The 25,086-nt window shown below is 34.4% G+C and carries 22 protein-coding genes and 1 pseudogene; 13 read left to right on the top strand and 10 right to left on the bottom strand.

What is annotated here, in order from left to right; translation table 11 throughout:
* Window position 1 precedes the first annotated feature (1 nt).
* Window positions 2-667, top strand: a complete 666-nt coding sequence (locus D4A81_RS07970; RefSeq protein ID WP_172621809.1) for an HAD family hydrolase — start codon at window positions 2-4, stop codon at window positions 665-667.
* Between the two features lie 28 nt (window positions 668-695).
* Here D4A81_RS07970 and D4A81_RS07965 read toward each other — a convergent pair whose 3' ends face one another.
* The gene (locus tag D4A81_RS07965) at window positions 696-1,586 is read right to left on the bottom strand and encodes a LysR family transcriptional regulator (RefSeq protein WP_111524395.1); all 891 of its coding nucleotides are present in this window, start codon (window positions 1,584-1,586) and stop codon (window positions 696-698) included.
* A gap of 150 nt (window positions 1,587-1,736) precedes the next feature.
* Between D4A81_RS07965 and leuC the strand changes: the two genes are divergently transcribed.
* Together leuC and leuD are read left to right on the top strand one after the other, a co-directional pair.
* Window positions 1,737-2,993 (top strand): 3-isopropylmalate dehydratase large subunit, encoded by a 1,257-nt coding sequence (gene leuC / locus D4A81_RS07960; RefSeq protein ID WP_111524396.1) that lies wholly within the window; start codon window positions 1,737-1,739, stop codon window positions 2,991-2,993.
* A 16-nt stretch (window positions 2,994-3,009) separates the two neighbouring features.
* Entirely contained in the window at window positions 3,010-3,501 is a 492-nt protein-coding gene (gene leuD, locus D4A81_RS07955) for a 3-isopropylmalate dehydratase small subunit (protein ID WP_111524397.1), read from the top strand.
* Window positions 3,502-3,536: 35 nt separating this feature from the next.
* Here the strand turns inward: leuD and D4A81_RS13825 are convergent.
* From D4A81_RS13825 to D4A81_RS07935, 4 genes and pseudogenes are all read right to left on the bottom strand, one after another.
* Window positions 3,537-3,725 (bottom strand): annotated as a pseudogene (locus D4A81_RS13825) (argininosuccinate synthase); the annotation flags it as partial.
* A gap of 18 nt (window positions 3,726-3,743) precedes the next feature.
* Window positions 3,744-5,501, bottom strand: a complete 1,758-nt coding sequence (locus D4A81_RS07945; protein WP_119808277.1) for an IS1634 family transposase — start codon at window positions 5,499-5,501, stop codon at window positions 3,744-3,746.
* Window positions 5,502-5,718: 217 nt separating this feature from the next.
* Window positions 5,719-6,945, bottom strand: a complete 1,227-nt coding sequence (locus tag D4A81_RS07940) for an argininosuccinate synthase (RefSeq protein WP_111524730.1) — start codon at window positions 6,943-6,945, stop codon at window positions 5,719-5,721.
* Between the two features lie 90 nt (window positions 6,946-7,035).
* Window positions 7,036-7,869 (bottom strand): AraC family transcriptional regulator, encoded by an 834-nt coding sequence (locus D4A81_RS07935; protein WP_111524729.1) that lies wholly within the window; start codon window positions 7,867-7,869, stop codon window positions 7,036-7,038.
* Between the two features lie 165 nt (window positions 7,870-8,034).
* On the opposite strand from D4A81_RS07935, the gene cysK reads away from it, so the two are divergent.
* The 4 genes from cysK to D4A81_RS07915 all read left to right on the top strand — a co-directional run bounded on the left by cysK (window position 8,035) and on the right by D4A81_RS07915 (window position 12,483).
* Window positions 8,035-8,967: a cysteine synthase A gene (gene cysK / locus D4A81_RS07930; protein ID WP_111524728.1), complete on the top strand. Its 933-nt coding sequence runs from the start codon at window positions 8,035-8,037 to the stop codon at window positions 8,965-8,967.
* 237 nt (window positions 8,968-9,204) lie between these two features.
* Window positions 9,205-10,896: a glutamine--tRNA ligase/YqeY domain fusion protein gene (locus D4A81_RS07925; protein WP_111524727.1), complete on the top strand. Its 1,692-nt coding sequence runs from the start codon at window positions 9,205-9,207 to the stop codon at window positions 10,894-10,896.
* Entirely contained in the window at window positions 10,896-12,272 is a 1,377-nt protein-coding gene (pdxR, locus tag D4A81_RS07920; protein WP_111524726.1) for a MocR-like pyridoxine biosynthesis transcription factor PdxR, read from the top strand. The genes D4A81_RS07925 and pdxR overlap by 1 nt, the downstream gene beginning before the upstream one ends.
* Window positions 12,273-12,282: 10 nt before the next feature.
* Window positions 12,283-12,483, top strand: coding sequence for a DUF1858 domain-containing protein (locus D4A81_RS07915; protein WP_111524725.1), 201 nt, complete (start codon window positions 12,283-12,285; stop codon window positions 12,481-12,483).
* A gap of 67 nt (window positions 12,484-12,550) precedes the next feature.
* On the opposite strand, the gene D4A81_RS07910 is transcribed toward D4A81_RS07915, so the two are convergent.
* From D4A81_RS07910 to asnS, 5 genes are read right to left on the bottom strand one after another with little or no spacing between them, the layout of a single operon-like run.
* Window positions 12,551-13,243, bottom strand: a complete 693-nt coding sequence (locus D4A81_RS07910) for an LrgB family protein (protein WP_111524724.1) — start codon at window positions 13,241-13,243, stop codon at window positions 12,551-12,553.
* On the bottom strand, window positions 13,240-13,614 hold the full coding sequence (locus D4A81_RS07905) for a CidA/LrgA family protein (RefSeq protein WP_111524723.1): 375 nt from the start codon (window positions 13,612-13,614) through the stop codon (window positions 13,240-13,242). The genes D4A81_RS07910 and D4A81_RS07905 overlap by 4 nt, the downstream gene beginning before the upstream one ends.
* Before the next feature lie 7 nt (window positions 13,615-13,621).
* Window positions 13,622-15,487 (bottom strand): ATP-binding protein, encoded by a 1,866-nt coding sequence (locus tag D4A81_RS07900; RefSeq protein WP_111524722.1) that lies wholly within the window; start codon window positions 15,485-15,487, stop codon window positions 13,622-13,624.
* Window positions 15,484-16,560: a metallophosphoesterase family protein gene (locus D4A81_RS07895; protein ID WP_111524721.1), complete on the bottom strand. Its 1,077-nt coding sequence runs from the start codon at window positions 16,558-16,560 to the stop codon at window positions 15,484-15,486. The genes D4A81_RS07900 and D4A81_RS07895 overlap by 4 nt, the downstream gene beginning before the upstream one ends.
* 21 nt (window positions 16,561-16,581) lie before the next feature.
* Complete coding sequence (gene asnS, locus D4A81_RS07890) at window positions 16,582-17,973, bottom strand: asparagine--tRNA ligase (protein ID WP_111524720.1); 1,392 nt, start codon at window positions 17,971-17,973, stop codon at window positions 16,582-16,584.
* Window positions 17,974-18,318: 345 nt separating this feature from the next.
* Here asnS and D4A81_RS07885 point away from each other — a divergent pair, with 345 nt between their 5' ends.
* From D4A81_RS07885 to dnaB, 6 genes are all read left to right on the top strand, one after another.
* Window positions 18,319-19,593: a glucose-1-phosphate adenylyltransferase gene (locus tag D4A81_RS07885; protein ID WP_111524719.1), complete on the top strand. Its 1,275-nt coding sequence runs from the start codon at window positions 18,319-18,321 to the stop codon at window positions 19,591-19,593.
* Window positions 19,590-20,711, top strand: a complete 1,122-nt coding sequence (glgD, locus tag D4A81_RS07880) for a glucose-1-phosphate adenylyltransferase subunit GlgD (RefSeq protein ID WP_111524718.1) — start codon at window positions 19,590-19,592, stop codon at window positions 20,709-20,711. Before D4A81_RS07885 ends, glgD begins: the two co-directional genes overlap by 4 nt.
* A 22-nt stretch (window positions 20,712-20,733) precedes the next feature.
* Window positions 20,734-21,015: a septation regulator SpoVG gene (gene spoVG, locus D4A81_RS07875; protein ID WP_007592713.1), complete on the top strand. Its 282-nt coding sequence runs from the start codon at window positions 20,734-20,736 to the stop codon at window positions 21,013-21,015.
* 210 nt (window positions 21,016-21,225) lie between these two features.
* Window positions 21,226-23,220 (top strand): DHH family phosphoesterase, encoded by a 1,995-nt coding sequence (locus D4A81_RS07870; RefSeq protein WP_111524717.1) that lies wholly within the window; start codon window positions 21,226-21,228, stop codon window positions 23,218-23,220.
* Window positions 23,220-23,666, top strand: a complete 447-nt coding sequence (rplI, locus tag D4A81_RS07865) for a 50S ribosomal protein L9 (RefSeq protein ID WP_111524716.1) — start codon at window positions 23,220-23,222, stop codon at window positions 23,664-23,666. The genes D4A81_RS07870 and rplI overlap by 1 nt, the downstream gene beginning before the upstream one ends.
* Entirely contained in the window at window positions 23,666-24,997 is a 1,332-nt protein-coding gene (gene dnaB, locus D4A81_RS07860; RefSeq protein ID WP_111524715.1) for a replicative DNA helicase, read from the top strand. The genes rplI and dnaB overlap by 1 nt, the downstream gene beginning before the upstream one ends.
* The last annotated feature ends 89 nt before the right edge of the window (window positions 24,998-25,086 follow it).

Genomic DNA, 25,086 nt, shown 5'->3' with positions numbered 1-25,086 from the left:
GATGATTAGAGCGGTTGTTTTTGATTTGGACGGTACATTGTTATATACATTGGACGCATTATCATATTGTATGAGTAAAACTATGAGACATTTTGGACTTGGAGATATAGACAATGAGCATACAAGGTATTTTGTGGGAGAAGGTGCAAGGAAGTTTGTAGACAGATCTTTGATATATAATGGTGATAAAGATTTGAAACTTGCAAAGAAGGCCTACGAAGTATATGATGAGATCTTTGAAAAAGATTGCTTAAGGGGTGTGAAGCCCTATGACGGCATTATGGAACTCTTACAGGAACTAAAAAATCTAAACATAAAGACTGTAGTTTTATCAAACAAGTCACAGCTTGGTGTAGAGAAAAATATAAAAGATGTCATTGGAGAAGGAGTATTTGATCTGATATATGGTGAGAGAGAAGGAATTCCAAAGAAACCTGACCCTACTTCTCTCAATATGATAATAAAAGAACTGGGATTTTCTAAAGATGAGATACTGTATGTGGGAGATACTGCTACAGATATGCAGACTGCACTTGCAGCTAATGTTATAAGCATAGGTGTGCTATGGGGCTTTAGAGATGAAAAAGAGCTTAGAGAAAATAAAGCAGATTATATTATAGAAGAACCAAAAGAGATACTGGATATAATAATAGAAGCTCAAAGATAAATTAATGGGGCAAAACGCCCCATTAATTTTATGATTTTAACATAGATATGAATTTGATAAGGGAGGGATTAATATTCTTTTTATCATAAAGAAATACAATCTCTCTTTTTGGTATTGAAAGCCCCTTTGGCATCTCTATTTCCACCAAAGTACCTTCTTCTAATTCTTTTTGTATAAATTCTTTTATAACGCAGGCAATACCTATTCCTGTTTTTGCAAACTCAATAAGCAGTTCCATATTACTTGTTTCTATGGATTGATTTAGCTGCAATTTTGAACCTTCTATACAATTATCAATAAATTTTCTTGTGGCATTATCCTTATCAAGCAACATTATATTTCCATCTCTAAAAGGATCAAAATGATTATTGAAGATATGCTTTAAGTTGTTCAAATACCCCGGAGTAGCTACAAAAATATCTTGTATTTCCATTATACTTATATAGGACATATTTTGAGTTTTGGCCGGCTTTGCCACAAGGCCTATATCAATTTTGTTTTCTGAAAGCAGAAAAGATGTTTGATCTGAGGACTGTGTGAAAATGCTTATCATAGTATGTGGATTTTCTTTCACAAAATTATTTAAATAGGGAAGTAGAATATACTTACAAAGTGTATTACTGGTACCTATGGTTATTTTACCTATATTAAACTGTTTTATCTTTGTAAGATGATTTTCTCCGGCTTCTATAGCTGAAAATGCACTTTGCAAATATTCATAAAAAATTTGTCCTTCAGGAGTAAGACTTACACCTTTTGAAGTTCGTACAAAGAGTGCAATTTCCAGATTTTCTTCCAAGCGTATAATGGATTTTGATATTGCCGGCTGGCTTATATATAATAATTTGGCTGCCTTTGATATACTACCGGCTTTTGCCACTTCAAAAAATATTCTATATTGTGATAAATGCTGTTCCATATTCCCACCACCTTATTTATTTTATAAATGATTATTTACTATTGTAACCATTATAACTTTATGTAATACTTGATATATTGAATTTATATCGCTATTATATCATTTGATATGTTACAATCAACATTAATTAAAAGAAAAGAGGAAAAAAATATGGGAATGACTATGACACAGAAGATTTTGGCTGCCCATGCCGGTCTGTACTTTGTAGAACCGGGTCAGCTTATAGAGGCAGATTTGGATCTTGTGCTGGGAAATGATATCACATCGCCGGTGGCAATAAATGAAATCAAGAAATTTGAAAAAAAAGATGTATTCAATAATGAGAAAATAGCATTGGTCATGGACCATTTTGCACCTAATAAGGATATAAAGTCTGCTCAGAACTGCAAAACATGCAGAGACTTTGCAGATGAGAATGTAATAGTAAACTTTTTTGATGTTGGAAGAATGGGAATTGAACATGCACTTTTACCTGAGCAGGGACTTACTGTAGCAGGAGATTGTATAATAGGTGCAGACTCTCATACATGTACATATGGTGCTTTGGGTGCATTCTCAACAGGTGTTGGCTCTACAGATATGGCAGCCGGAATGATTACAGGAAAAGCATGGTTTAAAGTACCAAGTGCTATAAAGTTTAATTTAAAAGGAAAACTTGGAAATGATGTATGTGGTAAGGATGTTATACTACATATTATAGGAAAGATAGGTGTTGATGGAGCTCTTTATAGATCTATGGAATTTAGTGGAGATGGAGTAGCTTCACTCTCTATGGATGATAGATTTACTATCTGTAATATGGCAATAGAGGCAGGTGGGAAAAATGGTATATTTCCGGTAGATGATATAACTTTGGATTATATTAAAGAACATTCAAACAGAGATCCAAAGATTTATGTGGCAGATGAAGATGCAGTATATGATGAGGTTATTGATATAGATTTGTCTACATTAAGACCTACAGTAGCCTTCCCACATTTGCCTGAGAATACAAAGGTGGTAGGAGAGTTTGAAGATATAAAGATTGACCAAGCTGTAATAGGTTCATGTACAAATGGTCATATATCAGATCTTAGAAGTGCTGCTGCACAGATGAAGGATAAAAAAGTCGCTAAGAATGTAAGATGTATTGTAATACCGGCTACACAAAAGATATATAAGCAGGCTATTAAAGAAGGACTTGTAGATATTTTCATAGATGCAGGTGCGATAGTTTCTACTCCTACATGTGGTCCTTGTCTGGGAGGATATATGGGAGTTTTGGCAGCCGGTGAGAGATGTATATCTACAACTAATAGAAACTTTATCGGCAGAATGGGCCATGTGGAGTCAGAGGTTTATCTTGCTTCTCCGGCAGTTGCGGCAGCGAGTGCAATAGCAGGTAAGATAGTAGCACCAACAGTTTAAAGATAGAGAGGGTAATATGGAAGCAAGAGGACATGTATTTAAATATGGTGAAAATGTAGATACTGATGTTATAATTCCGGCAAGATATCTGAATGCGACTACAGGAGAAGAGTTGGCAAAGCATTGTATGGAAGACATTGATAAAGATTTTGTAAATAAGGTGCAAAAGGGAGATATCATCGTTGCAAGAAAGAATTTTGGATGTGGTTCATCCAGAGAGCATGCACCATTAGCTATAAAGGCCAGCGGAGTAAGTGTGGTAATTGCAGATACATTTGCAAGAATTTTCTATAGAAATGCAATAAATATAGGATTACCGATTATTGAAAGCCCTGAGGCGGCAGCAGAGATACAGGCAGGTGATGATGTAAAGGTAGATTTTGATACCGGTATGATTACTGACATCACAACAGGCAAGACATATAAGGGTCAGGCCTTTCCGGAATTTATGCAAAATATCATAAATGCAGGCGGATTAGTTAATTATGTAAATAATAAAAGCAAATAAAATTAAGGGGCTGATTAGCCCCTATTTTAATACTATTATTTATCTTTGTTTAATTCTGCCATCTTCATAGCCCTCACCTTTAGTGGAAGACCAAATAATGTAATAAATCCGTCTGCATCATGGTGGTCATATAAATCTCCGGTAGTGAATGATGCAAGAGATTCTGAATATAGTGAGTATGGAGATGTTGTACCTGCTTTTATAATACCTGACTTCCGTCGTTTCTCTCAAAACCTAGTACTTTAGGTGTCCAAGAGCATACAGTTTTGAAAGAAATTGTCGACTTCAGCTTTGGTTAAATAGAGGGCATCAAGGTTACTAAAACCAACCAGTTTTTTAACCTTTTCGTTAACAGATTGGTTTCTTGATATATTGATATATGTATCATCACCTTTATTTACCACCCTAAAATCACGCATAAAGTTGATCAAGTCATAAGAGTTTATTTTATTCTTGAAACACTTGATTTCTAATACTCTTAAAAGAAACAAGCTAAGGTAGCATATCAAAAAATGCCCATAGATTGTTTCTTTTTTCTGTAAATAAACGGGTCTTGCATCCAGGTATGATTTTGTAAGTCTAAAAGATTCTTCGATCTTCCATAGGCTATGGTATGTTTTATATACCTGTAATGGCTCCATATCTATTTCGGATGTCACTAAAAGATTATATCCTGCATATTTAAGATCTTCATCAATCTTAGATTTATTTAAATCTATTATAGGCTTTATTGTCTTGCCTGTACTATCTTTAGTTATAATGTCTACATATTTAGCACAATCTCCAAGTTCATCTTTAGCGATATTTTTGTATGTAGAAAACTTTGAAGCTTTATCGACCATTTTCATTATTTCAAGCCTTTGTTTCTTTGCAAGGTTAGGATTATAAGAGACGATACGCTTTTCTTTTACAGAAAACCTTGTAACACTCTCTTTTCCTGTTTCCGGATCAATCTCTTTAAAACTGTAATCAAAGCTGTCAATACAGGATTTAAGACGAAAAGATATATTACCTCTTTCATCAGTGTAATTAGAAAAGACATTTGTATCATTCTCAAGTAGAACCCATTTCTTTTCCTTTTCACTTAGATTCTTACCATGTATTGATTTTGAAAATATATAGCCGTCACTAGCTTCTTTAACTGCAGCATAAATATTTCTTGCACAATTAAGGCCTTTATCAGCCACCTGAATTGTCTTGCCTGATACGCTGTGTCGTTGCTTCATTTCTTCAATAACTTTTCTAATATATGGCTTTTCCGATTCATTTCCGGGATACATTTGCATGGAGACAGGTACTAGATCAGCATCTAAAAGTAAAGCCTGCCCTATTATCGGAGAGTGCCTATTCTCTTTTGAAGGTCCCTTTTGCTTGTCATCGCTAGGAAGATCAATTTCAAAGTAATAATTAGTACAATCGAAAAATACATTGCTTAAATCTCTTTTAAAATACTTTTCATAAGAGTGATTAAACAAATCAATGTACTTCTTATAAGACTCTCCTATGAAAGAACACCCGTCATATACTTGGTCTTCAGAGATTGTAGAGCTGCCGTAAATGTATGGAAAGACATGAGAGGCTGTCTTTGACTTAGAGCATGGTGATATAACCCTTGCATAAATAAGTTGTGTAATTAAGTCAAATACAGAGAACTGAAAACGCATTTGAGAAGCAAGTATATCAATAGTTTCCTTAACATCAAGCTCATCAATCAATGAGTAGAGCAAGAAGTGTCCTATATTAAGTTCAACAGGAGTGGAAAATGCACGAGGACGGGATTCTTCAGAAAGAACTTTTGTTCTATTCTCATTTTGCTCTTTTACATAATCGCTATAAAATTTAATCGGATCCGGAATCTCATCTGAAGTCAGATCTTCAACGTAACCAAAAGATTTTACATTTCTTGTTCTTGGTTGCTTTTTATCCTTATCCCAAAATGATTCATACATCTGAAGATAAGTACCTTTTTTCTTCTTTTCTTTTCTCAAAAAATAAGCCATAAACACCTCTAAAAGTAAAGTACTATGAAGTACTATGATTATAACATGCTGTAAAAATTTTTTCAATTTTTTCAAATTATTTTTTATGTAAGAAAAGCCTTTAAAATAAAGGGTTTAAAAGAATTGTATAAAATTAAATAGTTTGCTAAAAATTTGAAACGTCGGAAATTTCATAGTACTTCGACGGAAGACGGGATTAGCCCCTATTTTAATACTATTATTTATCTTTGTTTAATTCTGCCATCTTCATAGCCCTCACCTTTAGTGGAAGACCAAATAATGTAATAAATCCGTCTGCATCATGGTGGTCATATAAATCTCCGGTAGTGAATGATGCAAGAGATTCTGAATATAGTGAGTATGGAGATGTTGTACCTGCTTTTATAATATTACCCTTATAAAGCTTTAGCTTAACTTCACCGGTTACATATTGCTGTGTAGACTCTACAAAGCTTTGAATAGCTTCACGAAGAGGAGTAAACCACTTTCCTTCATAAACTATCTGTGCAAATTTATTGCCCATATCTTTTTTTACTTCAAAAGTAGCCCTATCAAGTACAAGCTCTTCAAGTGCATCATGGGCCTCCATAAGTATTGTACCGCCGGGAGTTTCATAAACGCCCCTTGATTTCATACCTACAACACGGTTTTCAACTATATCAATAATACCTATACCATTTGCACCACCAAGTTCATTTAATTTTGTTATAATCTCTGATACTTTCATTTTCTTACCATTTAGTGCAACAGGAACTCCGGCCTCAAAGTTTAGAGAAATCAAGGTTTCCTTATCAGGTGCCTTTTGAGGTGTTACACCAAGCATAAGCACATGCTCATAGTTTGGTTCTAGTGAAGGATCTTCAAGCTCCAAGCCTTCATGACTTATATGCCAAAGGTTCCTATCACGACTGTAACTTGAGTCGGCTGAAAATGGTAAATCTATACCATGCTCCTTACAATATGCAATCTCATCTTCACGAGAATTCATTGTCCATATATCAGTCATACGCCAAGGTGCAATAATCTTAAGATCCGGAGCCAAAGCCTTTATACCAAGCTCAAAACGGATTTGATCATTTCCTTTACCTGTAGCTCCGTGGCATATAGCAACTGCACCTTCCTTTCTTGCCACATCAACAAGTGCTTTTGCAATACCGGGTCTTGCCATTGAAGTACCGAGAAGATACTTATTCTCATATACAGCACCGGCCTTTACACATGGAACAATATAATCATCACAGAACTCATCAATCATATTTATGATATAAAGTTTTTCTGCACCTGATAGTGTAGCCCTCTCCTCAAGTCCGTCAAGCTCATTTCCTTGACCACAATCTATACAACAGCATATTACATCATAATCAAAATGTTCCTTTAACCATGGTATGATAGCGGTGGTATCAAGACCACCTGAATATGCTAATACAACTTTATCCTTTGCCATAAATCCTCCTATGTATAAATATACGAATAAAACGCTTACAACTAATGTTATTTCTGTAATACATTTATAAATATACATCAAAAAAGAATATTATTCAAGCATGTTTTTATTTTTATACAAATAATTTCTTCGGTACTCACTTGGAGTCTGATTTGTTTCCGATTTGAATATTCTGCTAAAATGTGTAAGTGAAGCAAATCCGGTTTCATTTGAAATCTCTGTTAAAGATTTTCTTGTTTCCATGATTTTTCTTTGTGCATTCATGACTCTTGTTGTATTAAGATATTGAATAACTGTCTTATTGGTTCTTTGCTTAAAAAGCCTGGCAAGATGATATTTTGATATAAAAAATTTCTTTGCAAGATCTTCCAGCTTCAAATCATCCATATAATTTGTATGTATATAGCGAATTACCTGGTTTATCCTATTTGTATCTTTGAATTTAACTTCAGCTCTTGAATATCTAAGTATAGTAACAAGTAGCAGATTCAATATTGCTTTTTTATTTTCCTTTGAAAAAACCTTATTAGTATCTTCTTCATATACCATCATTTCAAGCAAGCGATGGACAGCAAAGCTGTTTTTCCTATCACAATTATAAAAACCAAATTCATTCAAAAGTTCTAAGTGCATATCTTCAGATATTATCTCATTTGTAGAAAAGTAAAGAACTATTCTCTTAAAAGGAATGTTTTCTTTTCCAAAAGAACGGTGAAGAACATAAGGGGGAAAGATTATAAAATCTCCAGGTTTCATAACGACAAGTTCATCCTGAATCATATGATATCTTTCTCCACTTTCTAGATAATATAGTTCGAAAAACTCATGATAATGGTTCTCGGCCATATTGTCATTTACACCTGTTATTTGCTCACAGGATATATTTTCTCCTTGAGCTATCTTTATTCCGGCATTATCTAACATAAAAAACTCTCTAAAAGTAAAAATATTTTAATATAGTAATATTTTATTGTATCAAAATATAAATTTCAAGAAAAATAAAAATATTGCTTGACAAATATAAATAAATGAATTATTATAAACCCATAAAACAAGTAGGAATAAAGGAATACAGAATTGGAGGTTTGTATGTCTAGAGTTTATAAAAGCAGCAGTGAATTGATTGGTAATACACCATTAGTTGAGGTTTCAAATATTGAAAGGGAGCTTGGTCTTAAGGCTAAGGTTTTGGTAAAGCTTGAATATTTTAATCCGGCAGGCTCTGTAAAGGACAGAATTGCACTCGCAATGATAGAGGCAGCAGAGAAAGAGGGCAAATTAAAGCCGGGAGCTACTATAATAGAAGCGACATCGGGAAATACCGGGATAGGACTTGCTTCAGTAGGTAGTGCAAAGGGGTATAATGTTATTCTTACAATGCCTGAGACAATGAGTGTTGAAAGAAGAAATATACTTAAAGCATATGGTGCCAATATAGAGCTTACAGAGGGATCAAAAGGAATGAAGGGTGCTATAGCAAAGGCTGAAGAGTTGGCTGCAAGTATTGAGGATAGTTTCATACCTGCACAGTTTGAAAACAAGGCAAATCCGGCTGTACATAAGACTACCACAGGACCTGAGATTTGGAATGATACTGATGGAGAGGTAGATATATTTATTTCCGGTATTGGTACAGGCGGTACTATATCGGGAGTAGGTGAGTTCCTGAAAGAAAAGAAGCCGGGAGTAAAGATTATTGCCGTTGAGCCTACGGGCTCACCTGTACTTTCAGAGGGCAAGAGCGGTCCACATAAGATTCAGGGTATAGGTGCTGGATTTATTCCTGAGACATTAAATACAAAGATATATGATGAGATAGTAAAAGTTGAGAATGATGAGGCATTTGAGTATGGTAGACTCATAGCATCAAGAGAAGGTATTCTGGTTGGTATATCTTCAGGAGCTGCATTATTTGCTGCCATTAATGAGGCTAAGAAGCCTGAGAATGAGGGTAAGACAATAGTTGCACTTCTGCCGGATAGTGGAGACAGATATTTCTCTACACCATTATTTACTGAATAAATTTAAAATATAGATATTTATAGCGAGTGACAAAATTTTTGACACTCGCTATATTTTTAATTTGAAATATATACATAGCCTTTTACAGATATAATGTAGCCTAAGTATATTGCATTTAGTTGGCTATAATTTTTTATTAATTACAGTTTTTGTATTAAACATCTGTAGATATATGGATATTAAATTAATTCAATGATATAATACTATTTTAATAAGCAAAACAGATGGGAGAAACTTATGTCAGAAGAAATTAAAAATGGCAATACTGAGACAGTTTCAAAGAATTTTATTGAGATAGAGATAGATAAGGACTTGGAGTCCGGAAGGTTTGACCATGTGCAGACCAGATTTCCACCGGAGCCAAACGGCTATCTGCATATAGGCCATGCAAAGTCCATTATTTTAAACAATGATATAGCAAAAGAATACGGCGGAAAGTTCAACTTAAGATTTGATGATACAAATCCTACAAAAGAAAAAGAAGAATTTGTACATTCAATACTTGAAGATGTAAAGTGGCTTGGAGGAGAGTTTGAGGACAGACTGTTCTTTGCTTCAAACTATTTTGAGGAGATGTATGAGAAAGCAGTTCTTCTTATAAAGAAAGGAAAGGCATTTGTCTGTGATCTTAGTGCTGATGAGATTAGAGAGTATAGAGGAGATTTTAAAACTCCGGGGAAGGAAAGCCCATATAGAAATAGAAGTGTTGAAGAGAACTTAAAGTTGTTTGAGGATATGAAGAACGGATTTTGTGAAGATGGAAGTCGTGTGCTTCGTGCAAAGATCGATATGGCATCACCTAATATTAATATGAGAGATCCGGTAATCTACAGAGTTGCAAGAATGACTCATCACAATACCGGTGATAAGTGGTGTATCTATCCTATGTATGATTTTGCACATCCGATAGAGGATGCTATAGAAAATATTACACATAGTCTTTGTACATTGGAGTTTGAGGATCACAGACCACTATATGATTGGGTGGTAAAAGAGTGTGAGTATAAGAATCCACCAAGACAGATAGAGTTTGCAAAGCTTTACCTTACAAATGTGGTAACAGGTAAGAGATATATTAAAAAACTTGTAGAAGACGGAATAGTTGACGGCTGGGATGATCCAAGACTTGTTTCAATAGCTGCACTTAGAAGAAGAGGTTATACTCCTGATGCTATAAGAAACTTTGTAAAGTTGGCAGGAGTCTCTAAGGCTGATTCATCTATAGAGTCTGCAATGCTTGAGTATTGCATAAGAGAGGATCTAAAGCTTAAGAAAGCCAGAATAATGGCAATACTTGACCCAATCAAACTTATAATAGATAATTATCCGGAGGGTCAGTCTGAATTATGTACAATGCCGAACAATCTTGAAAATCCGGAGCTTGGAGAAAGAGAGATAGAATTCGGTAGAGAACTTTACATTGAGAGAGAGGACTTTATGGAAGTGCCTCCAAAGAAATACTTCAGACTATTCCCGGGAAATGAAGTAAGACTCATGGGTGCATATTTTGTAACCTGTATATCTGTAGAAAAGGATGAGAATGGTGAAATTATTGCAGTACATGCCACATATGATCCGGTGACAAAGTCAGGATCAGGTTTTAATGAGAGAAAAGTAAAGGGAACTATTCATTGGGTAAATGCAAATACAGCAATTAAAGCTGAAATGAGACTTTATGAGAATATAGTTGATGAGGAAAAGGGTAAGCTTGATGAGAACGGAAATTTGAACCTCAATCCTAATTCATTGACAATATTAAAGGATTGCTATGTGGAGTCATGTCTTAAAGATGCAAAGGCTTATGATAGCTTCCAGTTTGTAAGAAATGGTTTCTTCTGTGTAGATGCTAAGGATTCTAAGCCTGATGCTTTGGTATTTAACAGAATAGTCTCATTAAAGAGTTCTTTTAAATTACCAAAAAATGACTGATGGAGCTTCTTATAGATTTAAATAGTGATTGTCCGATATATGAGCAAATCTATGAATTTATAAAAAATGAGATCAAAAATGCACATATCTTGCCGGATACTAAGCTGCCTTCTACAAGAAGTTTGGCACAGAGCCTTAAGGTATCCAGAACAACTGTGGTAAATGCCTATGAACAGCTTTTGGCAGAAGGATATTTAAAGTCAAGAGCAGGCAGTGGATATATTGTAAACCGGTTAGATGTGCTAAATATTGAAAGAAAAGAATATAAAAGAGAGCTAAAGAAAGAGAAAAATGTATATGAGAGTTTGGATATAGATTTTTCTCCGACAAAGATAGATTCAAAAAGCTTTCCATACGCATCTTGGAGAAGTATTGCAAGAAAAGTATTCTCAAGTGAAAAAGAGGATGTTTTTATTGCAGGAGATAAACAGGGTGAGTATGGACTTAGAATCCAAATATCAGACTATCTTCGTACAGCAAGGAGAGTCATTTGTTCACCGAACAATATAATAGTCGGAGCCGGAAGTGAATACTTGATAATGCTCTTGGGACTTTTATTAGGACATAGACATATAGCACTTGAAAATCCCGGATATATAAAAGCTAAAGCGATTTTTAAATCAATGTTTTGGAATATATGGAGTATTGACATGGATGATGAAGGTATGGATATAAACATACTAGACAGTACAAATGCAGATATATGCTATTTGATGCCGGCAAATCAATATCCTACCGGGGTGATAATGCCGATAAATAGAAGACGAGAGCTTATATCCTGGTGTTACAGAGGTAAGGATAGATATATTATAGAGGATGACTATGATTCAGAGTTTAGATTTGTTGGGAAACCAATCCCTGCAATGCAGGGATTGGACCCCGAGAAAATAATATATTTAGGAACATTTTCAAAATCTATTGCACCTGCAATAAGAGTGGGATATATGGTACTTCCTGAAAAACTGATGGAAGAGTATGAGAAAAAACTTAATTTTCTTTCTTGTACAGTTCCAAGGTCTGACCAGGATATCTTGGAAATCTTTATAAGAGAGGGATATTTTGAAAGACATTTAAACAGGATGAGAACAAATTACCGTATAAAGAGGGACACTCTTATAGCAGAAATTAAGGAGAAGATTTCAAAGGCTAAAGTTTTTGAGAATAATTCAGGACTTCATATTTTATTGACTTTGGAGGATTTAACTGAGGACGAGATAATAAACTATGGAGAGATGTCAGGGATAAGGCTGTATCCGATATCAATATTCTATAGCGGTAAAAATAAAAGAAAATCCACTGTTTTGCTTGGCTTTGCCAGTCTGACAGTTGATGAAATAAAAAAAGGAATATTAAGCTTTTCAAATAAGCTTAAGTAAAGGAGTTTTTATGACAATAAACAAGAATATGACTATAGGTGAACTTTTAATGACAAGTGATTTAATAGCACCAATACTGATGAGATCAGGTATGCATTGCCTTGGATGTCCTTCATCACAGATGGAGACATTGGAAGAAGCTTGTATGGTACATGGCATTGATTGTGACATATTGGTATCACAGATAAATGAAATATTATCTACACAATAAAATTATTGATAAATAGTTTAAAAATGAGGGTGAGACTTAATACAAGTCGTCCCTCATTTTTTAATCTTTATATAAGGTTTGCAAAGAATGAAGCAAATATAACTGTGATAATACCAGCTACAGCTATGGATAGGGAACTCATAGCACCTTCGGTTTCTCCCATTTCAAGGGCTTTTGCCGTACCTATAGCATGGGCTGAGGAACCAAGTCCTACACCTTTTGCAATAGGATTTGTAATATTGAATATTTTATAAACAATATCAGCTATAACATTTCCAAAAACTCCTGTTACAATAATAACGGCAGTTGTAATGGTGGGTATACCGCCAAGCTCTTGTGAAACTCCAATGCCTATAGCTGTAGTAATGGATTTTGGTAACATAGTGACATAATGCTCATGACTAAGACCAAGAAGTATTGACATAGTAAGCACTGATATGAGTGATGTCAAAACTCCGGCAATCAGCCCCGATATTATAGCTTTGAAGTTTGCCTTAAGCAAAGTAAGCTTTGAATAGAGTGGAATTGCTAAAGCTACAGTTGCAGGTGTAAGCAAATAGCTGATATATTTTGAACCATTATAAAAATCTTCAAACTTGATATTTAGCGTAACAAGTACAAAAATAACTATAATAATAGAAATAAGCAGTGGATTAAAGGCTGCTATTTTTGTTTTTTGTCTTAAAAATACTCCAAACTGGTAAGATAATAGGCATAGTAGAACACCAAAAAAAACAGAATTACTTAAAAAATTATTCATCTATCACTCTCTACTTTCTTTTTATCTTCACTAAGTTTGATAACAAATTCAGTTACCTTTCCTGAGACAACCATTACCAATATAGTAGATACTAATGTAATGATGACTATAGGTAAAAGTACAGGTTTTAGATTGGGCCATATATCAATAAGCCCGGCTGAAGCTGGAATAAACATAAGAGGCATGATATCTATCAAAAACATAGAGGCACCCTCTACATGTTCAAGTTTGACTACATTTGACACAAGTAATGCAAGCATAATGACAAGACCATAGATGCTTGCAGGAATAGGAAGTGGTAAAATAGCTTTTAACACTTCCCCTAAAAAACTTACTAATAATATAATTAGAAATTGTCTGATAAAACGCATAAACTCCCTACAATTCTATTAGATTAAACTCCTGCATAGTTGCTGTCATCAACTGAGCTTCTCTCATATGGCAGCTAAAAACAATGATTTGTTCCGGAACATTGTTTGCGATCCAAAGCAAGGCAGCTCTTAGACGAATTGAATCATAATTTACAAAGCTATCATCAAATATAAAAGGCAACTCCTTAGAGCGACCCTGCATAAGTCTTCCGGCTGCAATTCTAAGAGCAAGATATACTTGATCCATAGTTCCCGAGCTGGCCTGCTCTATAGGAACCAGACGATTAGGAGTATTAAGAAATACATTAAAATTCTCATCAATGGATATTGAATCATACACCCCACCTGTAATACCCTCAATAAGCTCAGATGCATCCTTATTAAGATACAGTCCAAAAGAGTTTTTGATGGTTTCTGAAAGATTTTTCAAAGTATCCATAGCAAGCTCTATAGCATCTATTTCAAAACGAATCTTATCATTCTCACTAATGATATTTTTCAATGAATCATTCTCTTCTTTTAACTGTGCCAGCTTTTCCATAAGCTTTTCAAGTTCCCATTCGTTTTGCTTTTTAGCATCAATACCATTAGCATAGGCTGCCTTTTTAGCACGCAGATTATCTATATCTACATTTAAAGCCTCAATTTTCGCAATATCTGAAGACATTTCATCAAAAATACTTATCTTAGAGCTCAATGTTTTATTGGCACGGTGAATATTCTCCTCAGTAATAGAATCAAAGGAACCAACTCTTGCCATGAGTGCAATCAAATTCACCTTAAGTTCAGTTAAATGTCTGTTGTCCTTATTGTGCATAGTATAGATATAACTTGCAAAAACAAGTGATGCAAGACATATAACAATAAAAAGAATCATTGCAAACTGATAACTTATACCGGTTGTTGCTGTAAAAACATTGTTCTTTCCGGTTTTAAAAATATATAAAGATAAAATTACGCTTATAATTGACAATACCAAAAAGATTATAGAATAAACTTTATTGATAGATTTTTTCTCTGATTCATAAGCTGAGAGATAAGCATTATATCCCTTGTTAAGTTCACTTTGTAAATCTACTATTGTCTTTTTATCATTAAATCCAAGATCTGAAAGATGCTGACGTTTTGAAGCAATACTTTCTATCAAAGTCTCTTTTTGAGAATTTAAATCAATAATTCTTTTTTCAGTCAGTGCATCAGCCTCTTTTAAATTTTTTAAATGACTTGAAAATTCAGGCGATGAGATTTTCTTCTCAAGTACTTTTATTTCTGTCAAATTTTGATTGAAGGTTTTTGGAGCATCAGGATCGAGAGTTGACTCAAATGCTTTCTTTTTGTCCTTTAAAAAGTCTGAAGCCTTGTTGATATTTAAGGACATATTACCGGTTGTATTCATATTGGCAATATAGTTCTTTAATTCTACAACCATTTTTGCGTCAGTGGCAGACTTTAGCTGAGATATACTTACGGTATTTGAGTAGGCTGTTTCAGAAAGACCACATAGAGCTTCCTTCAAGAATTCACTTGGGTTTTCCACATTACTGCCATTTGTCTCATTTACGATGGCAAAGGGGGTTGTTGCGGTTTTTGTAAAATCTCTTTCTATGCGATAGTCATTGTCATGATATGAAAATCTTAGATTTCCACCATATATATCACCATTGCCCCAAGGTTTGAACTTGGTCCAGGTATCACTTTTGCTAGCTCTGCCCTTTGCTCTTTCAAGCCCATAAAACATTGCTTTAATAAACATAAATATTGTAGATTTTCCGGCTTCATTATAACCGTATATAATATTCATGTTATCGGCAAATTGTAGATCTTTATTTTTAAATTTGCCAAAGCCATCTATATGCAAGCTAAGCAGTTTCATGTTTTCCCCCTTTCATCAGTAGTTCTAAGTAATGCATTGATACCATAATAGAGGGCTTTTTTATCGAGCTTACTCATATTAGGTCTGTCAAGCTCACGAATGAAAAAACCAATCATATCAGATGGATGCTCCGCAAAAAGTTTGGCAAAATCATATTTTGGTTCAGAATCATCTATAATTTCTGCAATCCTAAGAGTTGATGAGAGTGAATCCAAATCAAATTCAATATCAGGGTCCCTAAGACCTTTAATTCTAAATCGATATATATTTTGCTTACCCTTTTTATTAATAGTCTCTATGAGAGACGTATGTAATTCTGAGTTTGTAGTTTCAGGAGTTACATTTATGGTTAATGAAATATATGAAGTATTTGAAATTTTAACAAATTCAAAATCTTTCATAACACGAGTTTCATTATCTATTTCACCATAATAAATTCCATGGTCACCTGTCTCTGTCATATCCAAAGGCTCAGGTGAACCACAGTATGCCATATGTCTATCAAAAAGTACCTCACGCTTATGCATATGTCCAAGGGCAATATATGATGAAGAAATCTTGTTTAATTCATTTTTGTCAAATGGCAAATGTGTAGCATCACCGCCATGTAATAGAAGAATTTTTACTCTGTCATTTTCACGAATAGAAAGTCCTGAAACTATATTGTCCTTTACCTCTCTGTCATGATATGAAAAACCGTAGATTTCTGTATTAATATCCGGGAAATATACACTGCTGATAGTGGGAGTGGACAAATAAACCACATTTTTAGCCCAAGGGAATGTAAGTATATTATTATTCTCTCTTAAACAGTCATGATTTCCGGCTATAACAACTACTTTTGTATCAGGAATAGTTGAGAAAAGAAAGTTTACTTCTTTTAAGTCACGACTAAATGGCTGTGAGTGGAAAAGGTCTCCGGCTATAAGAAGAAGATCAACTTCTTTTTTCTTAGCAACCTCAATGATTTTTCGAAGTGAAGATTTTACGGCATCGGCTCTTTCCTTACCCCAGGGTTTATTTGAATCAGGCTTCATACCATAATGAATATCACCTGTATGTATAAATTTCATATGGCTAAAGTTTACCTCCCTTTATAATTCGCAATTTCCTACTGTTCTTGGGAATGGAAGTACGTCTCTTATATTTGACATTCCTGTAAGATACATAACACATCTTTCAAATCCTAGACCATAGCCTGCATGTCTTGTTGAACCATACTTTCTAAGGTCAAGGTAGAAGTCATAATCCTTAGTATCCATACCAAGTTCTTCGATTCTTGCTAAAAGCTTGTTATAGTCATCCTCTCTTTGGCTTCCACCCATTATCTCACCTATTCCGGGAACAAGACAGTCCATAGCAGCTACAGTCTTCTTATCATCATTTTCTTTCATATAGAATGCTTTGATCGCCTTTGGGTAATCGGTAACAAATATAGGTTTTTTAAATACCTGTTCAGTGAGATAACGTTCATGCTCAGTTTGCAAATCACATCCCCATGAAACTTTGTATTCAAAGTTATTATTGTTTTTCTCAAGTATTTCAATAGCTTCTGTATATGTAATTCTACCAAAATCAGATTCAGCAACATTTTTAAGTCTGTCTAAAAGTCCCTTATCTACAAACTGATTGAAAAATTCAAGTTCAGGTGCAGCATTCTCAAGAACATAATTTATTATATATTTTAGCATACTTTCTGCTAAATCCATATTATCATTTAAATCGCCAAAAGCAAATTCAGGCTCAATCATCCAAAACTCTGCAGCATGTCTGGTAGTATTGGAATTTTCAGCTCTAAATGTAGGACCAAAGGTGTAGATATTTCTAAATGCCATAGCAAAAGTTTCACCATTCAACTGTCCTGAAACAGTAAGATTAGTTTCCTTACCAAAGAAATCCTTAGAAAAATCAGCACTGCCATCATCATTTAGTGGAGGATTTGACGGATCAAGAGTTGTCACTCTAAACATTTCACCTGCACCCTCTGCATCACTTCCTGTAATAATTGGAGTGTGAACATATACGAAGTCTCTTTCCTGGAAGAACTTATGTATAGCATAGGCAATAAGTGATCTCACTCTAAAAACCGCTTGGAATGTATTTGTTCTAGGACGTAAATGTGAAATTGTCCTCAAATATTCTAAAGTATGTCTTTTCTTTTGAAGTGGATAATCTGAACTTGATTCACCCTCTATATCTATATGTGTAGCCTGTATTTCAAAAGGCTGTTTTGCTCCCGGTGTTGCAACAAGGGTTCCCTTTATAATAAGAGCAGCACCTACATTAACTTTTGTCAATTTATTAAAATCAGACAATTTATCGCTATATACAACTTGAATTTGTTCAAAATAACTACCATCACTTATAACTAAAAATCCAAAAGCTTTTGAATCTCTGTTGCTTCTTACCCAGCCACCTATTGTAATTTCAGTATCAATATACTTTTCTTTGTTTTTGTATATTTCTCTTACTGTTGTTAGTTTCATTACATTTCCTCCTCAATACCACTTTGGCATAAATTTAGTAACATCTAATTATAGCATAAAATCATTTGTTTGGACAACTTAAGAATAGGTAATATTTTAATACTGTAGAGCATTGATTTTATTGTGATAATATACAAAATTAAAGCTTGAAATTTGTATACTTTTAAGTGAGAATCTATAAAAATGATAATTGTAGCGTGATTATTAGGCGTAAATATTAAATTTCATCAAAACATAGAAAAAAATGTGTAAAAATAAAATCTTTTATTCACATTCGAGTAAATTTGTGCTATAATTTAATTGAAAAAATACAAGGAAAAAGCATTTAGGCAACGAGGTGTGTACATGATTAAAAAGGAAATGATAGCTATGCTGTTGGCTGGCGGCCAAGGTAGTCGCCTTGGTGTGTTGACCCATAATGTGGCAAAACCAGCAGTTTCATTTGGCGGTAAGTACAGGATTATAGATTTTCCATTGAGCAACTGTATCAATTCAGGTGTTGATACGGTTGGAGTCTTGACTCAGTACCAGCCTCTTAGACTGAATACCCATATAGGAATTGGTATTCCGTGGGATTTGGATAGGAATATGGGGGGCGTCACTGTTTTACCGCCGTATGAAAATGCTGCAGGTAGTGACTGGTATTCAGGGACTGCTAATGCGATTTATCAGAATCTTGAATATATGGAGAGCTATAATCCGGACTATGTTTTAATACTTTCCGGTGATCACATATATAAGATGGATTACGAGGTAATGCTTGATTATCACAAAGCAAATAATGCGGACATTACCATTGCGGCTATGCCTGTTTCGATGGAAGAGGCATCAAGATTCGGAATATTGATAACTGATGAGAACAGCAGGGTGACTGAGTTTGAGGAGAAACCTAAGGTTCCAAGATCTAATCTTGCTTCTATGGGAATATACATATTCTCTTGGAAAGCACTTAGAGATTCCTTGATTGAATTGTCAAATGAACCTGGTTGTGATTTCGGTAAGCATATTATTCCTCATATATTTAACAATGGCGGTAGGATTTTCAGTTATGAGTTCAATGGCTATTGGAAAGATGTAGGTACTTTACAAACATATTGGGAAGCGAATATGGAGCTTGTTGATATTATACCTGAATTCAATTTATACGAGGAATATTGGAAGATATATACTAAGGGCGATATTATTACACCTCAATATATCTCAGGTGATGCTATTATTAATAAGAGCATTATTGGAGAAGGTGTAGAAGTATATGGAGAAGTAAACAATTCGGTAATAGGTGCCGGAGTGGTTATCGAAGAAGGTGCTGTAGTAAATGATTCTATAGTTATGAAAGGCAGCAAAATAGGTGCAAACTCTAGAGTAAATAAAGCTATTATTGCTGAGAATTCCGAAGTTGGAAAGAATTGTGAGATAGGAGCTTTTGAATTTAGTGAAAGCAAGTATGATGACAAGGTTTATAATTGTGATCTGGCAGTGATTGGGGAGAGAACAACTATCCCTGATGGAGTTGTTATAGGTAAGAATACAGCCATTGTTGGAAATACAACCAAAGAAGATTATGTAGATGGAATACTTCCAAGTGGAGACTTTATTGTAAAGGCAGGTGGCAGGATATGAGAGCAATAGGAATAGTGTTGGCAGGCGGAAACTCAAAGAGAATGAAGGAACTTTCCAACAAGAGGGCTATTGCAGCAATGCCCATAGCCGGAAGTTACAGAAGTATAGATTTTGCACTTAGCAATATGTCAAACTCACATGTACAGAAGGTGGCTGTATTTACACAGTACAACTCAAGATCATTGAATGAACATCTTAGTTCATCAAAATGGTGGGATTTTGGAAGAAAACAAGGCGGTTTATTTGTTTTCACACCAACCATTACAGCAGAGAGTTCAGATTGGTATAGAGGAACTGCTGATGCACTTTATCAAAATTTGGTGTTTTTAAAGAGGTCTCATGAGCCGTATGTTATTATATGTGCAGGTGATGGTATTTATAAACTTGACTATAATAAAGTATTGGAGTATCATATTGAAAAGAAAGCAGATATTACTGTAGTTTGCAAAAAAGCAAATGCTTCGGATGATGTGACAAGATTCGGTATGGTTTCAATAAATGACGATGGTAGAATAGTTGGTTTTGAAGAGAAACCGATAGTTACAGATTCTTTGAATATATCTTGTGGTATATATATTATCAGAAGAAGGCAGCTTATTGAATTGATTGAGAGAAGTATTGCTGAGGATAGATACGACTTTGTAAAAGATATTTTGATTAGATACAAAAATCTAAAAAGGATTTATGCATACAAAATCAATTCATATTGGAGCAATATAGCTTCAGTAGAATCATATTATAAAACAAATATGGATTTCTTGAAGAAGGAAGTGAGAGATCATTTTTTTGTAGAATATCCGGGGGTGTACTCTAAAGTTGATGATTTGCCACCGGCAAAGTATAATCCGGGTGCTAAGGTGTCAAATTCGCTTGTTGCAAGTGGCTGTATCATAAATGGTACAGTTGAAAATTCGGTTATTTTTAACAAATCGTACATAGGTAACGGTTGTGTGATTAGGAATTCTGTTATTTTGAATGATGTATACGTTGGTGATAATACAGTTATAGAAAATTGTGTTGTGGAGAGCCGCGATACAATACGTGCAAATTCGACTTATATTGGGACAGCAGAGAAGGTCAAAATAGTAATAGAACAAAACGAAAGATATGCTCTTTAATGAGATTAAGGGGGGTTCAAAAATGCAGATTACTGATGTCAGAGTTAGAAGAATTGATAAAGAGGGTAAGATGAAAGCCGTTGTATCAATTACTTTAGATAATGAGTTTGTTATTCATGATATAAAGGTGATTGAAGGTGAAAAAGGTTTATTTATAGCTATGCCAAGTAGAATGGCAGCAGATGGTGAATACAGAGATATTGCACATCCTATAAATTCTCAAACGAGAGAACTTATTTCAGATACGGTCATAGGGAAGTATGAGGCAATGCTGCTTGAAGATGCGGCAGATGTAAATGTATAATTTGATGAGTGTGAAATTTACATCTTAAAATTAGGGGCTGTGAAGACAGCCCTTATTTTTTTTGGAATTTCATTGATGAACTTACTTTGCTTGATAGATTAAGGTTTTCTTGGTATAATAAATTCATACTTTTTACAATAAAAGTAATGGCATTATGGATTTGCACAAATAGTGTAAATCAAGAAGTGTTTTAAAATAATGGAGATGCTAATGAAAAATACAAAAAATACAAAAGCACTATTAAGAAAAAATTTGGCGTATTCGCTGATAGTCTTGGTATTTTTCCTTGGAATATTACTTGTTGCACCAAGAAGAGGATGTGGTGCAATAATTTTTTTGCTGGCACTTTCAGGGATAATATTTATTATACTATGGAATATTATATTATCTAATAATTTGTCAAATTACATGGTGGAGTATGCCATGGCAAGTGAAAGTACGCAGAATATATTTTCGCAGGATCTGGATATACCCTATGCCCTTATGGATAAGAATGGTATTATAGCTTGGAGAAACAGAGCTTTTAATGCATTGGTACAAAGGGATAGACAGGCGAAGAAGGATATTAATGCAATGTTTGAAAATATCAGTGAGGATGATATTGGAAATATTACAGATAAAGCTGATTTTCATGGAGAATATCAGGAAAAGAAGTATAGGATAAGAATAACGAGATTATATGTTGAAGAATCGTTTGTGTACACTGTTTGTCTCTTTGATGAAACTGATTTGACTGAACTTAAGATTCAAAAAGATAATTCAAAGCTTGTTATCGGACTTATGTATATGGATAATTATGATGAAGCTATGGAGAGTGTGGAAGAGGTAAGACGCTCGCTTTTAGAGGCATTAATAGATAGAAAGATAAACCAGTACATAAATAGTTTTAGCGGCATTGTAAAAAAATTGGAAAAAGATAAGTTTTTCTTTATCATAAAAAAGGAAAATCTTGATTCTGCAATAGAAGTAAGGTTTGATATTTTGGAGGATGTAAAGACTGTAAATATTGGTAATGAGATGAGAATTACTTTGAGTATAGGTATAGGATATGGCAGTGATAAACTTATAAGAAACTATGAGCTTGCCAGAATGGCAATGGATATGGCACTGGGAAGAGGTGGCGATCAAGCTGTTGTAAAAACTGAAAATGATATAAGATACTTTGGCGGTAAAGCTCAAACAGTGGAGAAACAAACAAGAGTAAAAGCAAGGGTTAAAGCACAGGCTTTTAGAGAGTTGCTTGAAAATAAGGATAAGGTTATTATAATGGGGCATAAGATGCTGGATATGGATGCCTTTGGTGCAGCAATAGGAATTTGGAGAATTGCTACAAGTTTAAATAAAAAGGCACATATACTTATGGGTGATGTGAATCCTTCTGCAAAACCGATGATAAAGAAATTTAAAGCGGGTGAATATCCTGAAGATTTATTTATTTCAGAAGAAAAAGCTTTTAACAGTATAAGCAATGATTCTTTGGTGGTTGTTGTAGATGTAAATAGACCAAGTATAACAGAGGGTCCATCTCTTCTAAAAAAAGCGAGAAATATTGTAGTTCTGGATCATCATAGGCAGAGTTCAGAAATAATAACTAATGCTACACTATCTTATGTAGAGACTTTTGCGTCATCTGCCTGTGAAATGGTATCTGAAATAGTGCAGTACATATCTGATGATATAAAACTAAAGACTTTAGAAGCTGATGCTATGTATGCCGGAATAGTCATTGATACACAAAATTTCAATGTACAAACCGGTGTCAGAACTTTTGAAGCCGCAGCATTTTTGAAGCGCTGCGGTGCAGATGTAACAAGGGTTAGAAAACTTTTCAGAGAGGATGCTGCAGATTATTTAGCAAAGGCTGAGGCTATACATAATGCAGAGATTTTTAGAGATTTTTATGCCATAAGTGAATGTGATTCAAAAAATACAGCGTCACCTACTTTGGTATGTGCTCAGGCTGCAAATGATCTTTTGAACATAAAGGGTATTAAAGCCAGCTTTGTTTTGACAATATATAATGATATGATATACATTAGTGCAAGGTCCATGGATGAAGTAAATGTACAAACAATTATGGAAAAACTTGGAGGTGGAGGTCACCGTTCGGTTGCCGGGGCACAGATAAAAGATGGAACGATTGATGAGGTTAAAAACCGAGTTAAGGATGTTCTTAAAGAAATGATTGAGAGAGGTGAAATATAATGAAAGTTGTTTTATTAGAGGATGTAAAATCACTTGGGAAAAAGGGAGATATTGTAGAGGTAAGTGAAGGATATGCAAGAAACTTTATTATACCGAAGAAAAAGGGCGTAGAGGCTAATCAGGAAAATTTAAATACTTTAAAACTGCAAAAAGCAAATGAAGAGAAGATTGCTAAGGAAAAACTTGAAGCAGCAAAAGAGTTAGCCTCAAAGTTGAACGAGGCAAGTGTATCTTTGACTATAAAGGGTGGAAAAGATGGAAGAACATTTGGATCAGTATCATCAAAAGAAATTGAGGAGGCTATAAAAACTCAGCTTGGACTTGAAATAGACAAGAAGAAGCTGGTTATTGCAGAACCTATAAAGACATTTGGAAGTCATGAGGTAAAAGTTAAGCTGCACAAGGATGTTACAGCTAATTTAAAGGTAAAAGTTGGAGAAGAATAATGGAAGAATCTCTGATTAAGAGAGTTATGCCAAACAGTATAGACGCCGAAAAAGCTGTTTTGGCGTCTATACTGATTGATAAGGAAACTGTTACAGGTGCTATAGAAATTCTTGAAAAACAGGATTTTTACAGCAAAGCATATGGCATTGTATTTGAATGTATGGTAGAACTCTTTAATGAGGGAAAGCCTATAGATTTGGTGTTAATTCAAAATAAATTGCTTGAAAAGCAAGTACCACCTGAAATAACAAGTTTGGACTTCTTTAGAGGTATAATGGATTCGGTTCCTACTTCTGCCAATATAAAGAATTATGCTAAAATTGTTAAAGATAAATCCAGTCTCAGAAAACTAATAAGGGTATCTGAGGAGATAGTGAATGATTGCTATATTGGAGAAAAAAATGTTGAGGAACTCTTTGCAAAAACAGAGAATGAGATATTTAAACTTCTTGAAACAAAGGAAACTAAGGATGTTGTACCAATTAATGAAGTGGTTTTGAATGTTCTTAATAAAATAGAGGCTGCATCAAAAAATAATGAGACAGTTACCGGTATACCTACGGGATTTGTAGATCTGGATTATAAAACTAGTGGTTTACAGCCTTCAGATTTGATTTTGGTAGCTGCTAGACCTTCAATGGGTAAGACAGCTTTCGTGTTAAATATAGTGCAAAATATTACAATGAAAAAGAAAATATCCTGTATGGTGTTTTCTTTGGAGATGAGTGCAGAGCAGCTGGTAAACAGACTTTTGAGTATGGAGAGTAATGTAGACTCACAAAAGCTTCGCACCGGAAATTTAAATGATAATGACTGGAACAGTCTGATAGAGGGAGCTGTGAGTGTGGGTTCATCTACTTTGGCTATTGACGATACTCCGGGTATATCTATAAATGAGCTTAGATCCAAATGTAGGAAGATGAAACTTGAAAAAGGATTGGATATCATAATCATTGATTATTTGCAGTTGATGACAGGAAGTGGTAAATCGAATATAAGTAGACAGCAGGAGATTTCAGATATTTCCAGAAGTTTAAAAGCTTTGGCTAGAGAGATGAGAGCACCGGTGATTGCATTATCACAGCTTTCAAGAGCTTGTGAAACAAGACCTGACCATAGACCTATGCTTTCGGATCTTAGGGAGTCAGGTGCTATAGAGCAGGATGCTGATGTGGTAATGTTTTTATACAGAGATGATTACTATCATAAGGATACGGAACATCCAAATGAGGCTGAGGTAATTATTGCAAAACAAAGAAATGGTGCAATAGGTACGATTAATCTTGTTTGGAAGCCGGATATAACAAAATTTGTGAATATGGCGAGATAGATTTATTCTATCTCTTTTTTATTTAGATAAAATAAAAAAGACCTGCAAAAGCAGGCCTCGCATGATAAGCAATTATTACCTGAGCAAGT

The sequence above is a fragment of the Lachnoanaerobaculum umeaense genome (genome assembly GCF_003589745.1).
In the GTDB taxonomy this organism is placed as follows: Bacteria; Bacillota; Clostridia; order Lachnospirales; family Lachnospiraceae; genus Lachnoanaerobaculum; species Lachnoanaerobaculum umeaense.
This window is presented reverse-complemented; position numbering and strand designations above follow the sequence as displayed.

Coding starts and splice junctions, on each gene's coding strand:
- D4A81_RS07970 (WP_172621809.1), top strand. CDS start 2: ATGATTAGAGCGGTTGTTTTTGATTTGGACGGTACATTGTTATATACA.
- D4A81_RS07965 (WP_111524395.1), bottom strand. CDS start 1,586: ATGGAACAGCATTTATCACAATATAGAATATTTTTTGAAGTGGCAAAA.
- leuC (WP_111524396.1), top strand. CDS start 1,737: ATGGGAATGACTATGACACAGAAGATTTTGGCTGCCCATGCCGGTCTG.
- leuD (WP_111524397.1), top strand. CDS start 3,010: ATGGAAGCAAGAGGACATGTATTTAAATATGGTGAAAATGTAGATACT.
- D4A81_RS07945 (WP_119808277.1), bottom strand. CDS start 5,501: ATGGCTTATTTTTTGAGAAAAGAAAAGAAGAAAAAAGGTACTTATCTT.
- D4A81_RS07940 (WP_111524730.1), bottom strand. CDS start 6,945: ATGGCAAAGGATAAAGTTGTATTAGCATATTCAGGTGGTCTTGATACC.
- D4A81_RS07935 (WP_111524729.1), bottom strand. CDS start 7,869: ATGTTAGATAATGCCGGAATAAAGATAGCTCAAGGAGAAAATATATCC.
- cysK (WP_111524728.1), top strand. CDS start 8,035: ATGTCTAGAGTTTATAAAAGCAGCAGTGAATTGATTGGTAATACACCA.
- D4A81_RS07925 (WP_111524727.1), top strand. CDS start 9,205: ATGTCAGAAGAAATTAAAAATGGCAATACTGAGACAGTTTCAAAGAAT.
- pdxR (WP_111524726.1), top strand. CDS start 10,896: ATGGAGCTTCTTATAGATTTAAATAGTGATTGTCCGATATATGAGCAA.
- D4A81_RS07915 (WP_111524725.1), top strand. CDS start 12,283: ATGACAATAAACAAGAATATGACTATAGGTGAACTTTTAATGACAAGT.
- D4A81_RS07910 (WP_111524724.1), bottom strand. CDS start 13,243: ATGAATAATTTTTTAAGTAATTCTGTTTTTTTTGGTGTTCTACTATGC.
- D4A81_RS07905 (WP_111524723.1), bottom strand. CDS start 13,614: ATGCGTTTTATCAGACAATTTCTAATTATATTATTAGTAAGTTTTTTA.
- D4A81_RS07900 (WP_111524722.1), bottom strand. CDS start 15,487: ATGAAACTGCTTAGCTTGCATATAGATGGCTTTGGCAAATTTAAAAAT.
- D4A81_RS07895 (WP_111524721.1), bottom strand. CDS start 16,560: ATGAAATTTATACATACAGGTGATATTCATTATGGTATGAAGCCTGAT.
- asnS (WP_111524720.1), bottom strand. CDS start 17,973: ATGAAACTAACAACAGTAAGAGAAATATACAAAAACAAAGAAAAGTAT.
- D4A81_RS07885 (WP_111524719.1), top strand. CDS start 18,319: ATGATTAAAAAGGAAATGATAGCTATGCTGTTGGCTGGCGGCCAAGGT.
- glgD (WP_111524718.1), top strand. CDS start 19,590: ATGAGAGCAATAGGAATAGTGTTGGCAGGCGGAAACTCAAAGAGAATG.
- spoVG (WP_007592713.1), top strand. CDS start 20,734: ATGCAGATTACTGATGTCAGAGTTAGAAGAATTGATAAAGAGGGTAAG.
- D4A81_RS07870 (WP_111524717.1), top strand. CDS start 21,226: ATGAAAAATACAAAAAATACAAAAGCACTATTAAGAAAAAATTTGGCG.
- rplI (WP_111524716.1), top strand. CDS start 23,220: ATGAAAGTTGTTTTATTAGAGGATGTAAAATCACTTGGGAAAAAGGGA.
- dnaB (WP_111524715.1), top strand. CDS start 23,666: ATGGAAGAATCTCTGATTAAGAGAGTTATGCCAAACAGTATAGACGCC.